This window comes from Algoriphagus antarcticus (assembly GCF_002150685.1).
Lineage (GTDB): Bacteria > Bacteroidota > Bacteroidia > Cytophagales > Cyclobacteriaceae > Algoriphagus > Algoriphagus antarcticus.
This window is the reverse complement of the sequence record NZ_MSSW01000090.1, coordinates 1-14,293: the sequence shown is the minus strand read 5'-3', so window position 1 is coordinate 14,293 and position 14,293 is coordinate 1. Positions and strand designations below refer to the sequence as shown.

The following is a 14,293-nucleotide window of genomic DNA, read 5'->3' as shown; positions in this document are numbered from 1 at the left end:
TTGGGTGATTTATTGGAGATCGATTTGATTGCGTCTCCCAATTGTCAGATGCTGGGTACAATTTTTTGAAATTCAGTAAATATTCTTTTTGAAATTTTAATCATGGACAGACGTTTCATTGGGCCTTATTATCTAGTTAGAATTTTCAATCTCATTTTGGAATGGATGATTTTTGTATTGGGGAGGAATACTCAGATCGGCTATGAGAAGTAATTGATGAAAGCCTGAATTCATAGCTGACTTTAGGGTTCAATCCATCCACAATCAGAAATTCTTCCAAAGCTTTAGTACTGTTCAAAGTCTTCCAAACGGATTCATTCTTTCCGATCTCTCGGTAATCCAACTGATAGCCAATTGCTTTTTGAACCGGTTCGAAATGAATCAACGCTTCCCCATTTTGCAAAGTCACACCCTTTATCAAAGGGACCTGAGGATTCAGATTTGGATCAAGACAAACTTCATATTCAGGAGACCAATCACTGTGGTAATAATTATCCTTTACTCGTTGAATTTGAAATGAATATGCTTCCTTACTTTCATTCGAAGGAATGAAAATAAGGCCTGGATTCGTCGTGCTGATAATTTTGCCGGTTTTCTCCAAATCACCATTAGTGGAATATCTGACCCGAAATTGGAAGTCATCCACTTCAGTGGCGAATCCTACATAGAACCCATTCTTTTCCCTTTGAATATGCTGAATAGCAGGCGGAACAATCGCCTTCAAATTAATTTCAAGCGTTTCTTGATGGATCAGCGTTTCTCCAGCCGAATTCACCGCGAAAACCTCTAATTCATAGGGCTTTGAGAATTCTAAACCCGTCAAGTCAAGAAAATTATCATAAGTTGGACCGAATTCCTTTACCTCATTTCCGATTTTAATCCTGGCTATGTGGAATTCAGATGTTGAATTTTGGTCTAAAAAAATTCTTAGAATTCCGGAATTTGGCGTTACGTTATTGTGGGTGATTCTTCCTCCAAAAACTCGCAGTGGAGCAACATTTTTTGGAGTTTTAAAATCCACAGATGCACCGAAGACGTTATCATTTTGTGGATTCAGGAGCATCACTTCGAGTTTTTGTCCGCCATCGGATTTCCATGCGATACTTCTATTGATTTGAGCTGAACCCGGTTCGATTGCCGGTAGATTTTCCCATCCTGACTCTGAAACCATTCCTTCTTGATCTAGAACTTGCCAAACCAACCGATAATTCCGAAGGGTGAAAGATGGAATGTCCAAGGGTTTTCTAGGAATTATAGTAATAGCTGCGGTATTTCCAGGACCCTTCGAAACAAGAAGATCACTTACCGGTGCATTTTCTTTTCGGATGCTGTAATAGGCCTTCTTTTTTCTTCTGTACACATCTACCACACCCCAAGATCTGTTTTCGGAAAATTCTCTGGTTGACACATAATTGCTTCTGTAATCATTGAAGGTCCAAAGGGAGCCACCGATTAAATAGGGAATGCCGCTGAGTGATTCGACCAAAGATTTTGCATCAAAATCGGAGCTCAGGTCTTCTCCAAATTGCTCTATTCCATATTCTGCATAGAACAGGAGTTTATCAGGTATTCTCTTGTGCTGTGCTTCCGTTGCTGGGCCTAGGTTTTTACCATACTTATTGATCAATCCAATATCTGCATGGATGCTAAAGTCATTTTCCCACTGTGCCGTATGTGAAACGGCAGATACCAGTCTGGTAGAATCCAGAGTTTTGGCAAAAGCCACAATATTCTTGACATATTCAAAAGCGGTTGGATAATGACCGATTTCATTAGCTACACTCCAACCGATGATGCTCGGATGGTTATATTGACTATCTATTAAACGAATGAGCCAATCTTTGGGAACATCGCTATTGGGATCTGCCAAAGGGTCCAAGCCCCATAGCGGAACTTCAGAAAAAGTCATAATCCCTCTTTCGTCCAGGTAATCCAAGGCTTCTTTTGGCAGAGGAAGATGAGAAAGCCTAGCTAAGTTTCCTCCTGCTGCTTTTATCAGATCGATATCTTCCTTGATTCTCCAAAGAGGTAGGGTATTGCCGGTGATTCGATCATCAGGGACGAGATTAAAACCCATTGCTCTGACGGATTCACCGTTGAGCAAAAGCTGCTTTTTGTCATTATCCAATTCAATCTTTCTCAAACCAAAACGCTCTGTAGCAATCGGGGTTTCAGATCCGTTTAGAAGGATTTCTGAACTGTACAAGTTGGGCATATCGAAATGCCATGGAAAAACTTCCTTACCCTCCAAGCTAGTTTTAAGAATGACTTCAGACCCAGAAGCACCGGATATTTGTTGATCAAAGGGGAGTTTTTTGAGGATCAATCCGTCTTTTTTAATCCGGATTTCGCCCTTGAGATCGGAGTTTTGCAAAGCATGATTTTGGAACTTCAGGCGAAAGTGTACCTCGGCCGACTTACTTTTATAGTCGAAAATGGGAGTGATGTAATTCCCGGTCAATCGGATTCCATCTGATGCGGAGAGGTGAACTGATCGTCTGATTCCTCCCCAGTTCCAAATGGCACCTATTTTTTTTGAATTATCCACCAGCAAGGTGACCTCATTGGCTTGTCCCTGCTGGATAAAAGGGGTAATGTCAAACGTGAAAGGAAGAAACCCACTGTTGTTTTTCCCAACCATTTTTCCGTTGATCCAAACTGTGGCATCTTGGGAGACCGCCTCAAAATGGATTTGGATATTTTTTCCATCCCAATTTTGCGGAACCTCGAAGCTTTTTTGAAACCAGGCTATTCCCGCGTAGTGCGCATATTCATTTCTCAGATCCCAGTTGCCGGGAACTTCCAATTCGTCCCAAGATCCCTTTATGGAAGTAGCAGGGATAAACCATTCCTTTTCCATCCCCAAGTTATAGGGATCAATCTTAAATGACCAAGTCCCATTCAAATCCAGAAATGAGTCACCGGATTTAACCTGACCAAGGGAAGTTTGCCAAAGACAGAAAGTGAATAGGAATAATAAGGGGATTGAGAATAAGTTCTGAGTTTTCATTGGTGGATGGGAGGGTGTTCATACCTAAGACGCAGAATATAAACTTAGCCTTAGGCTGATTTTAAATAACCTGGAGACAAAAAACTCCCATCTCCAGGCTTTTAATTTAGGATTATTCCCAAGCTGGGTTTTGCACCAATTTTGGATTGGCTTGTATTTCATCCAAAGGAATAGGGAAGTATCGGTGCTTTGCTTGCGGAGTCCTCGTAGGGAATACATTATTAGTGGCCAAAGGAACAAGAGTCAGGAATTTTCCGGTCCGGGTCAGATCATACCATCGATCCGCCTCCGCAAACAATTCCCAAGATCTCTCCTGAATCACTGCATCCACAAATTGTTGCGCTGTCAATCCTGGAATAAGGTCTTGTAATTTGGCCCGTCTTCGGACGATATTTATGTATCCGTAAGCCTTTGCCGAAGGCCCGGAAGCTCTTGTTTCAGCTTCAGCAGCGATAAGATAGACATCGGCCATTCTGAATATGGTCAAATTTGTCTCATAAGCGCCTCCTATAGAATTTGGATCCCGGAATTTTCTAACCAAAACCCCTTCTGTTGTAACAGGAGTGATCCCCGCCTGTGGGACGACTGCACCGCTTCTGTTGATAAAAGAGGTAGCCAGGAGCTTTCTTCTTTCATCCAACGGATAAAATGAGTTGTAAAATTTCTGATAGGCGAAAGCAGACCCAAATGTTGAATTGCCGTATTCAACTCCTGTGCTATTGGGTGGTCCAAATAGTGAATGTACTTGACTTACCCTGCCAGGCACAGCTCTGATACTTTCAAATGACCAGATATTCTCAACTCTTGCCAACGTTTCTTTTGTCAAATCGAAAACATCTTCAATATTGGGTAAGAGTCTATAGGATCCAGAATTGATAACAGACTCAGCCATTTGCAGAGACTTGGGATAATCTTCATTATACAATGCAGCTTTAGCATAAAGTGACAAAGCAGCTTCTTTGGAAGGTCTGCCAAATTGAGGGACTTGCTGACTGTAAGCAGGTAAAGTCAGAATAGCTGCATCCAGGTCAGCATAAATCTGAGCATAGACTTCTTTAATGCTGCTTTTTTCAAGGTAAGCATCAGCTTCACTTTCGCTCGGATTGATTTTTACGACTACCTCTCCAAAATTCTTGGTGAGCATCCAATGATAAAAGGCACGCAGAAAATGGGCCTCTCCCAAAATCACTGCTTTTCTTGTTTCATTCATTAAAATCCCAGGGACTTTTAGAAGTACCCAATTAGCCCTTTCTATTCCGGTGTAGCAAGATCTCCATACCTGAACGGGAGACTCAAACTCCCTTGAGAAGCTTTTTTGGGCAGAGTAATTAGGGTCATAAGAAAACAAAGCATAAGTATCTCGGGCTACTACCGGCCTTGGATAAACCTGATCTGTACTAAAATCTACTGAATGTACAGCAGCATTATACATGGTTGCAACCGGATCGTAGGCGGCAATAAGAGCAGTCTCTGCGTCCCCTGGAGTTTTATAGAAGTTTTCTGAGGTGATATTGGAAAAGACTTCCTCTTCGAGCTCACAGGAAATCAAACTGATTCCCAGGAGTGAAATAAAGATATGAATAATGAATTTTTTCATTTTCTTGAGTTTTTAGAAGGTGATTTGGATGCCTCCGATAAATGATTTTGCAATTGGGTAGACGAGGTTATCTACCCCAATTGCAACATTGGAACCGCCAAAGGTATTGACCTCAGGATCAAACCCTGTGTAATCAGTAATTGTCAATAGGTTATTGCCGCTTACATAGAATCTCAGCTTCTGAATGCCTTTGATATCGAGGATAGAATATCCCAGAGTGATGTTTTTCAAGCGAACAAATGATCCGTCCTCCAAAAACTGATCAGATATTGGTAATCTCCCCCCTTGGAATCCACTTACATATTCCTCCGAAGGATTAGTTGGGGACCACCTGTTTTCTAATTCTTTGAGTACATTCCTCTGTCCCACTGGGTTTTCGAAAGTATATCGGCTGATGTTGTACAAATCATTTCCGACTGAACCCGACACAAAGAAATTAAGGTCAAAGCCTTTATAGGCGAAATTACTCGTGAATCCAAAGATAAAATCCGGATTAGGATCGCCTGTGATGACTTGATCTAAGTTGGAAATTTTCCCGTCGCTGTTGATGTCTTTTACTTTATGACCTCCAATCCGACCGCCTGAACCAGGCAAGATCTGCTCTCCGGTTTGGTAGATTCCATCATGGACAAAAGTTTTGAATACTCCCAGCGGATATCCAACTGACACCACACTGTAAGGGGTCACGAATTGTTCGGCAACAGCTCCATCTAAACCAACAACCTTGTTTCTGTTCACAGAGATGTTTGCCGATACATCCCACTTCAAATCTTTAACAAGGAGGGCAGCATTTACAGCTAATTCAAAGCCTTTGTTTTCCAATTCAGCAAAGTTTCCGATGATTGAACTATAGCCTGAGCTCAGTGGTAAATTTTTCAAATACAAGAGGTCTTGTGTTGTCCTGTTGTAATAATCTGCTACAAGGCTAAATCTGTCATCCAAAAAGCTTACATCAATACCGATGTTGTACTGGTAGGATTTCTCCCATCTCAAGTCTGGATTGGCAATCCCGTTTGGAGCAAGACCTGTCACAAACACATTCCCAATGTTATATGAAGATCCCGGTCCAACAGTTGCCAAAGATTGGTAGGGCGAAATAGCTCCGGAGTTACCAGTAATACCGTAAGATCCTCTCAGCTTGAAATCAGATATCACAGAACTTGATTTCATAAAAGCTTCTTCACTGATTCTCCAAGATCCCGATGCAGCTGGAAAGAATCCATACTTATTGTTTTTCCCAAATTTGCTCGATCCATCCGCTCTGGCAGTTAAGTCAAAGAAGAGTTTGTCTTTATATCCATAGTTTACTCGTACCATATAACTGTCCAATCTTTCAGAAGCCCGGAAACTATTGGAGGAAAAATTGGTAGCAACCTGAAGTGCTTCATTGGTAGTAGCATCATTAGGAAACCCGTTTCCGGAAGCTTGATTGGTTCTCACCTCATCTGACTGGGTAGAAAATACGCCGGTAAACCGAAGACTATGATTCTCTCTAAACTTTTTGGTATAGGTAAAAATACTTTCATGAAGCAAAGTGCTTTGATCCCGGTTGAACTTCCTTCCGTTTCCAGAGGTAGCGTTCCTGTCTCCAAGACCAATAATTGAGATTGGTGAATAGAAATCATTGAGGTCATTTCTCAACACTGCGTTGAATGAAGCGGTGTATGTGAGACCTTCCACAAGCTTAGCCTCAAGATAAAGATTTGATAATACCTGTTGGATATTCGTTTTGTTCAGGATTTTTGCCAATCCCAAGGGATTAGTAGCTTCGCGGTATCCACCGGAAACCTGATCAGCAAAAGGCCATACATTACCGTTAACATCATATGGTTTTAGTGTTGGTGGAGCACCCAATGCCGCACCTACAATGCTTGATGTGATAGCCGCCCCATCCAAACTGGAGGAACCCGTTGGAATCGTGTTGTTGACGTTTTGGCTACCCAAAATACTTGTGCCAATTTTGAATCGGTCATTAATTTTATGATCGAGGTTAATTCTGAGCGAATACCTTCGGAAATCTGAGTTTATAACGATCCCCTTTTGGTCAAAAAAGTTACCGGAAATGGCAAATTGGGTTTTTTCATTTCCACCCAAGAGCGAAAGTTGGTGACTTTGTATGGGAGCATCTCTAAAAATATAATCCTGCCATTTGGTACCTTCTCCTTCAGTACTTGGATTAGGAAAAACAGCTCTTTTATAAATTTCGTTTTCCAGTTCGGCAAATTGAGTTCCGTTAAGCACATCAATCTGTTTGGTAGGTTGTTGAATACCATAGTAACTGTCCAATGAAAATACTGTCCTGCCGGCGCTTCCTCTTTTTGTGGTAATAATTATAACACCATTCGCACCCCTGGCCCCATAAATCGCTGTCGAAGAGGCATCTTTGAGTACCTCAACCGAAGCAATGTCATTTGGATTGATAGTGGATAATGGACTTAAATCATTGACTCCTCCGCCATTGTTGAACTGAACTCCGTCTACAATAAATAAAGGTTCCGAACTACCCCTAATCGAGTTGGTTCCTCTTACTCTGACACTGACATTTCCTCCGGGTGCTGCGGAATTCTGAACTACCTGTAATCCGGCTACTCTTCCCTGAAGACCTTGGGCAACATTTACCACCGGGGTTTGAAGGAGTTCTTCAGATTTCACAGTTGATATTGCACCTGTGGTTTCAATTTTTCTTTGGGTACCATACCCCGTCACGACCACCTCTTCCAGCTGATCGATATCCACTGCAAGTTGGATTTGAAAATTGCTTTTCCCTCCGACAATTACCTCCTGAGACAAATATCCCAAATAGGAAATCACCAAGATGGAATTGGAAGAAGGAACCTGAACCGAAAATTTCCCATCGATGTCCGTTACCGTACCGACGGTTGTCCCTTTGATCACAATGTTGGCGCCGGGTAATGAGAGCTGATTTTCGTCGGTGACAACCCCGCTAACCTGCATCCCCTGGGCGGCTGCCAGGTGTATGCTTATACTCAGAAAAAAAAGTATAAGCATTAATAGTTTCTGTTTCATAATTGGGTCGTTGGTTAATTGAATAAGATTTTGACAGAAATACTCTTTCGGCATTTGACTACCCCACGAAAGATATTGTCAATGTATACTGATTTTAAAAAATAATAATCTGTTTTTTTAAAAATAAAATTATTTTTATATCGTAAACGTTATCGATAACGTTTACATTTAAAAATTCAATTAAGAATTTGCCGATTTATTGAAAAATCGACAATCCGTTTTTTTCCAAAATCAAATCTCAGAAGACTGGAACGCTTTCGGGATTAATAAAGAAGCTCAATGCTTTGAATTTGAGGAGAGGTTGCTTTAACTTAAGCTTCTTCCCAAGTACTTGAAGATCACTTCTCAAAAAAGCCATCTCGTTGAAAAAGCCTATAACCATTAAGGATCTAGCCAAAAGTCTGAATATCTCGGTGGCGACTGTTTCAAGAGCGTTGAGAAACTCCAATGAAATCAGTTCGGAAACAAAAAAGGCGGTCTTGAAACTTGCCAAGGAAATGCACTATCACCCCAATCTGCTGGCCCGAGGATTGATCAATAAAAAATCTAAAATTCTAGGGGTGGTAGTTCCCACTATCAATCGACAATTTTGGTCCAATTCAATTTCTGGAATTGAAAATATTGCCTACAAGGACGGATACAAAGTGATGATTTTCCAGTCCGCAGAATCATTCCAAAAAGAGGTCGAAATCGTCGAAACCCTTGCCAACAGCCGAGTAGATGGAATCCTGATCGCATTTTCGAAAGAAACCCGAGAATACGAACACATACAACAAGTATTGGATCGAGGGATACCTGTTTTACTTTTTGAGCGAGTTTGTGATGAGCTGAATACTTCCAAAGTGGTCACTGATGATTTTTTTGGAGCAAAAAGGATTACTCAGCATCTAATCCTTCGAGGTAAAAAGCACATTGCTTACTTAGGAGGGCCACAGGTTTTGGCCGTGTGCAGAGAACGATTTTTGGGGTTCAAAAGCGCCATGGACGATGCCGGACTACCCATTTCTCCAGAGCATGTAATCGAAACTGATGATTTCACATTTGAAATTGCTAAAAATGGCATCTATCAACTTTGGAATTCTAATAACAAGCCTGATGCGGTTTTTTGCTTTGCCGATATTTTAGCCATTGGCGCATTGGATGCATGCAAGGAATTGGGAATCCGAGTTCCAGAACAATTGGCATTAGCTGGGTTCGGAAATGACGACACAAGTCGATTTGTGAGTCCTTCCCTTACCACCATGTCGCAACCTTCCTTTGAAATGGGGCAATTGGCTGCAAAATTGATCCTAGAAGAAATCAATTCTGAGGAAGAAGACGAGTTCGATTTTAAAACAGAAATTATCAAACCAAATCTTATAGTTAGGGAAAGCAGTTGATTTCAATCGCGCTACTAAAAATTTAAATTGTGGTTTAGCTTAGGCAATTTTTATAGGCTGAAAAGCAGAACAGCATAATAAGCAATTAGGGACTTTTTTTCTCACGAAAGAATTGATCAAGAAGGAATTATAGAAGCTCCATCTGAGAGGGCGACTTCAATGAACTCGGGCTCTAGCGCAAATGCTGATTGATAACTCGATTTGATTTGTTTTTTGAATTCTTCCAAGAAATCAATTTTCACTAAGTTCAAAGTACAGCCTCCGAAGCCTCCACCCATCATCCTAGAACCTATGACACCTGGTAATTCCCAGGATTTCTCAGCGAGAAAATCAAGTTCTTCGCAGCTCACCTCAAAGTCCTGACTTAGACTTCTGTGAGACTCCTTCAGTAAGTTGCCAAAAACGATTAAATCACTGGCATGAAGAGCCTTCGAAGCTAAATTTACGCGCTCGATTTCAGTGATTACGTGTTTTGCTTTAGGATAGAGATTTGTGGGCAAGATTTGCTGAACCTTCTCAAGGTCCTTTACGGGAATATCTCTTAGCGTAATAGCATCAGGATAAGAGGTTTTGAGCAGTTTGACACTTTCTTCGCAAGCCTCTCTGCGCTCGTTATAGGCAGAGTCGGCAAGGCTATGCTTCACTTTGGAATTCACCAGAAGTAGAGAATGATCACCAAAGTCAGCTTCAACTTCAAAATGTGTATTGGTGCGGCAATCCAGTAATAATGCTCGATTTTTAACTCCAAAAGCGGAGGCGTAGGGATCCATAATACCGCATTTCACATCAGCAAATAAATGCTCGGCCTTTTGGGCATAGAGCACGATAGATTTTTTGGTGATGGTAAACTTAAATAATTCCGTCAAAGCCATGCCGATTGCCACAGAAAGTGCAGCTGAAGAGGAAAGTCCAGAAGCTGGAATATTTCCTCCGAAAACCAGATCAAATCCCTCCAGTTTATATCCAGCCTGCCGGAACTGTGAGACCACCCCCATGGTATAATTTGCCCAGTGTCCTTTTTTTGGGGAAAATGAGTTGATGTCGAAGACAAACTCTTCCTTATAATCTTCTGAGTAAAGTCTGCAGGAAGGAAGGTCGTTTTTTTGGATTGCCACCCAGATTCCCTGTTCTATAGCTGCTGGGAATACTAAGCCCTCTTGATAGTCTGTATGTTCACCGATTAAATTGATTCTTCCCGGCGCAAAAGCCAATACTGGTTCACTATTAAAAAGTTTCTTAAAGGTCTGCGCAATAGTATTTTTCATTTATTTAAGTGCTTTTGTTGATTGGCGAGGTATTAATGTAGTTTCCAATACGATGGAAATAGGATCATCTGAAGCTTGTCCCTCTAATTGATCGAGCAGATGAGTTACAGATAATTTACCCATCTCATAGCCAGGCTGAGCGACTGTAGTCAAAGGTGGCTCTACCACAGCTGAAGTTGGGTTGTTTGTAAAACCTGCCAATGCCATGTCAGTTGGCACTTTGATGCCTACAGATTTCCAATAAGCCAAAATATCTAGCGCCACAGGATCTATCATGCAGAATACACCATCAGGTCTTGATTTCATTTCAGCGATTTCCTTACCTATTTGGATATTACCCTCGGTGGTGAGGTCAGAAATTTTCACGAACTCGGGATCTGGCGTAATTCCAAATTCATTCAGCGCATGTAGATAACCTTCCTTTCGTTTTTTACTTATATAAAGGTCTTCTGGGCCTGATACATACATGACACGTTTGCAGCCAGTTTCCAATAAATGCTTGGTTATCTGATATGCTCCGCCTTCATCATTGAATGTGACCCTTGACACGGGAATATCTTCATTGACGCGATCAAAAAGTAAGAAAGGGATTTCTCTACTGTACAGATCAAATAGGTGATCATATTGATTTGTCTCGCGACTCAAAGAGATCAGCAAACCATCAACTTGAGAGGAAACTAAGGTTCTGATATTGGCTTTTTCAAGCTCTAAGGTCTCATTGGATTGACAAATCATCACATTATATCCACGCTTATTTGCATAATCCTGAATGCCGGAAATGCAGGAAGCGAAGAAGTGCGAAGTGATCTCCGGGACGATGACACCAAGTGTATTTGTACGGCTTATTCTTAGGCTTTGTGCAAGTAGATTTGGCTGATATTTCATCTCATTTGCCATCTCCACTATTCGTTTTTTAGTGTCGGGGTGAAGCTCTGGAGAATCTTTCAGTGCTCTGGAAATAGTCGATACAGAAACGCCCAACTTCTTGGCAATTTCTTTCATCGTAACCTGATGACCTTTTTTCATGGGACAAAATCATTTAACTATCACTTCAAATCCTCCAAAAATGAAGAACTCGAAATTGGAAGGTAAGGTTTTTACTCTTGGTACACAGTAAATAAAACAGTTTCTCCTACAGCTTGCAATGTCCTCCGATCGATGATGTCCATATTATCACTATGCTTGTGATGATACTGAGCAAAACCAAATTCCGGAGAAAATTCAATGATGTCTATCATTGGGATTTTTGCATATTCATTGACAAATACGTGGTCATCCATAATTTCGGGAGAATCTTTGTATATGAAAAAGTCACCCTGACCAATCTGAGCAGCATTGTCCCATACTTTCTTTATTATTCCTGAGGCGTATTGACGAGAATATCCTTCTTGATAAAAACGCGCACCTTTGGCACCTACCAAATCCACCAAAATCCCATAGTAAGCTGAGTAATTAGGCTTATGCTTGTTTTTGGACCATTGCTGTGACCCTAGGCACCACCAGATTTGACTGTTATCTCTGGTTGTTGCTTTCTCTGGCTCTCCGTCATCCTCACCATCAAATAATATAATATCAATTCCAACATCTGGTTTAAGTTCCTGCGATCCTATAACACGTGCTATTTCCATCAAAATACCCACTCCACTTGCCCCATCATTGGCACCGTCGATAGGTTCATCGATTCGTTCGGTATCTTTATCAGCAATTCTGCGGGTATCCCAGTGAGCTGCCAAAAGAATTCTTTTAGTCGCCTGAGGATTGTAGGAAGCGATGATATTGCTCAGGTCCCAAGTTAACCCGTCGTAGGTTTTAGCTTCGAAATCCTGAGTTTCAACCGTAAATCCGTAACCTTCAAACTTCGACAACAACCAGTTTTTGGTGGCTTCATGCGCTTCAGTTTCCGGTACTCTGGGCCCAAAATCTACTTGTTTTTTTACAAATGCATAGGCTGAGTCTGGAGAAAAAGTAGGGTAGGGCTTTGCAGGAGCCTTGGTAGCAACCTCAGCGTTTTTGTCAGGACTGCCACATGACCAAGCAAATATTACTAAGCCTATCAGCCAAAATCTATTCTTCATATGCCCAGTCAATTTTATCTTTCATGTCTTTTACCACAAATCCGATTGCTTTCAGACCTGCACGGATTTCATCCACTTTTGCGTAGTCTCTTGCAGTTTTGGCTTCAGCATAGAGTAGCAAAAGCAAATTCAGCATCTCGTTTTGGGAGTCAGATTTCTCCTCGATCAATCCCAAAATATCCGAAATAAAGACGTTGTAAGTCTCGATCAATTTATTGAAAACTTCCTCACCAAAAACTGCCGACTTCAGCTGTCCTGTGTACATGGAGTTGATTTTTTTCAGCAAGTTGAACAGATGCCCAATCGCCTGTGCAGTGTTGAAGTCATCGTCCATCGCACGATAAGCATACGTGATGATTTGCTCTACTTGCTCGATTTGCTCTTCATCTTGCTGGACATCGATAGCTTCAAACTTCAAGAGTTTGGCAATTCTCAATCCATTGATCAGCTTTTTATATCCCTTTTGGGCAGCCTGAAGTGCCTCGTTGGAGAAGTCCAACGTAGAACGATAATGTGCCGTGAGGATAAAATAACGGATTGTCATCGGGCTGTATGCTTGATCCAAGAGTTTGTGGTCTCCTGTGAAAAGCTCCTGTAAATTGATGAAATTACCCAGAGACTTGCCCATCTTCTGTCCGTTGATGGTGATCATATTATTGTGCATCCAGTACTTCGCGGGATCCTGATGATTGCATGCGTTGCTTTGCGCGATTTCACATTCGTGGTGAGGGAAAAGTAAATCCATTCCGCCTCCATGGATGTCAAATTGCTTGCCGAGGTATTTGGAACTCATGGCTGTACACTCTAGGTGCCAACCCGGAAACCCTACTCCCCAAGGTGAATCCCATTTCATCAAATGTTCAGATGAAGCATTTTTCCACAGAGCAAAATCTACTGGATTGCGTTTTTCATCCTGCCCATCGAGCGTGCGACTTCCGCTTAGTAGATTTTCTAAGTCACGACCCGAAAGCTTGCCATAGTTGTTCGTTTCGTTGTATTTCAACACATCGAAATATACAGATCCATTTATTTCGTAGGCAAAACCTTCTTTAAGAATGGCTTCCACCAAAGCGATCTGCTCAGGAATATGGCCAGTGGCACGAGGCTCGATGCTTGGTTTCCAAGTATTCAAAAGCGCCATATCTCTGTGATAGCTGTCCGTATATTGCTGGGCAACTTCCATAGGCTCCAGTTGCTCTAGCTTAGCTTTTTTGGCGATTTTATCTTCCCCCTCATCTGCATCTCCCTGCAAGTGACCCACATCAGTGATGTTTCGGACATAGCGAACACGGAATCCTAAATGTGTCAGGTAGCGATTAACTGTATCAAAAGTGATCGCAGGACGTGAATGGCCAAGGTGAGCATCTCCATAGACCGTAGGTCCACAGACGTACATACCTACGAAAGGCGGATTGATGGGCTGAAACTCCTCTTTCTGGCGTGAAAGAGTATTGTATAATTTAAGATTATGCGACTTCATTGGTAGAATCTGTACTAAGGATCGAGAATCAAGAACGGATAAAGCCCAAAATTGATTCAGGCTGCAAAATAGGGGATTCGAGTGGGGAAATGAAAGAGATTAAAAATAACCTTTGGAGACCAGTAGGTGAATTTATCTAATCAATTGGGATTTTACCTGAGATTAATGTAGTCCAGTCGATTTTAAAAGTTCAATCAATTTTGTTTTGGGATGTAGTCAAAATCACTCTTATCGAAAATATGAATTAGGTAAATTTCATTGTCCTTACTGAGAAAATAATAGATCACTCTCGATCCACCTGATTTCCCTTGGTTTTTACTGCTTATTGATAATCGGATTTTAAAAGGTTTCCTCCAATTGGAATTCCTTCTTCCTAATTACTTTCCAATTGTTCAATAACGTTTAACAGATCCTCTTTAAGTGAGGGATATTTTTTAAAAAGCCTCTTGAAAAACTTTTT

At 41.4% G+C, this 14,293-nt stretch carries 8 protein-coding genes; 1 reads left to right on the top strand and 7 read right to left on the bottom strand.

Annotated elements, in window-relative coordinates:
• Positions 1-151: 151 nt before the first annotated feature.
• The 3 genes from BVH04_RS22845 to BVH04_RS22835 form a co-directional block, all read right to left on the bottom strand.
• Entirely contained in the window at positions 152-3,010 is a 2,859-nt protein-coding gene (locus BVH04_RS22845) for a sugar-binding domain-containing protein (protein ID WP_086543783.1), read from the bottom strand.
• Positions 3,011-3,122: 112 nt separating this feature from the next.
• A complete protein-coding gene (locus BVH04_RS22840; RefSeq protein WP_086543782.1) occupies positions 3,123-4,607 on the bottom strand; it encodes a RagB/SusD family nutrient uptake outer membrane protein in 1,485 nt (494 codons plus the stop codon).
• 12 nt (positions 4,608-4,619) lie between these two features.
• Positions 4,620-7,634, bottom strand: coding sequence for a SusC/RagA family TonB-linked outer membrane protein (locus tag BVH04_RS22835; RefSeq protein ID WP_086543788.1), 3,015 nt, complete (start codon positions 7,632-7,634; stop codon positions 4,620-4,622).
• Positions 7,635-7,996: 362 nt separating this feature from the next.
• On the opposite strand from BVH04_RS22835, the gene BVH04_RS22830 reads away from it, so the two are divergent.
• Positions 7,997-9,013, top strand: a complete 1,017-nt coding sequence (locus BVH04_RS22830) for a LacI family DNA-binding transcriptional regulator (protein WP_086543781.1) — start codon at positions 7,997-7,999, stop codon at positions 9,011-9,013.
• A gap of 116 nt (positions 9,014-9,129) precedes the next feature.
• Here the strand turns inward: BVH04_RS22830 and galK are convergent, their stop codons facing one another.
• From galK to cysS, 4 genes are all read right to left on the bottom strand, one after another.
• Complete coding sequence (gene galK / locus BVH04_RS22825; protein ID WP_086543780.1) at positions 9,130-10,278, bottom strand: galactokinase; 1,149 nt, start codon at positions 10,276-10,278, stop codon at positions 9,130-9,132.
• A complete protein-coding gene (locus BVH04_RS22820) occupies positions 10,279-11,304 on the bottom strand; it encodes a LacI family DNA-binding transcriptional regulator (RefSeq protein ID WP_086543779.1) in 1,026 nt (341 codons plus the stop codon).
• 71 nt (positions 11,305-11,375) lie between these two features.
• Positions 11,376-12,353: a M28 family peptidase gene (locus BVH04_RS22815; protein ID WP_086543778.1), complete on the bottom strand. Its 978-nt coding sequence runs from the start codon at positions 12,351-12,353 to the stop codon at positions 11,376-11,378.
• Positions 12,343-13,833, bottom strand: coding sequence for a cysteine--tRNA ligase (gene cysS, locus BVH04_RS22810; protein ID WP_086543777.1), 1,491 nt, complete (start codon positions 13,831-13,833; stop codon positions 12,343-12,345). The genes BVH04_RS22815 and cysS overlap by 11 nt, the downstream gene beginning before the upstream one ends.
• Between the last annotated feature and the right edge of the window lie 460 nt (positions 13,834-14,293).

What these genes read in the sequence shown, in the direction of transcription:
- BVH04_RS22845 (WP_086543783.1), bottom strand. Translation starts at nt 3,010, where the DNA reads ATGAAAACTCAGAACTTATTCTCAATCCCCTTATTATTCCTATTCACT.
- BVH04_RS22840 (WP_086543782.1), bottom strand. Translation starts at nt 4,607, where the DNA reads ATGAAAAAATTCATTATTCATATCTTTATTTCACTCCTGGGAATCAGT.
- BVH04_RS22835 (WP_086543788.1), bottom strand. Translation starts at nt 7,634, where the DNA reads ATGAAACAGAAACTATTAATGCTTATACTTTTTTTTCTGAGTATAAGC.
- galK (WP_086543780.1), bottom strand. Translation starts at nt 10,278, where the DNA reads ATGAAAAATACTATTGCGCAGACCTTTAAGAAACTTTTTAATAGTGAA.
- BVH04_RS22820 (WP_086543779.1), bottom strand. Translation starts at nt 11,304, where the DNA reads ATGAAAAAAGGTCATCAGGTTACGATGAAAGAAATTGCCAAGAAGTTG.
- BVH04_RS22815 (WP_086543778.1), bottom strand. Translation starts at nt 12,353, where the DNA reads ATGAAGAATAGATTTTGGCTGATAGGCTTAGTAATATTTGCTTGGTCA.
- cysS (WP_086543777.1), bottom strand. Translation starts at nt 13,833, where the DNA reads ATGAAGTCGCATAATCTTAAATTATACAATACTCTTTCACGCCAGAAA.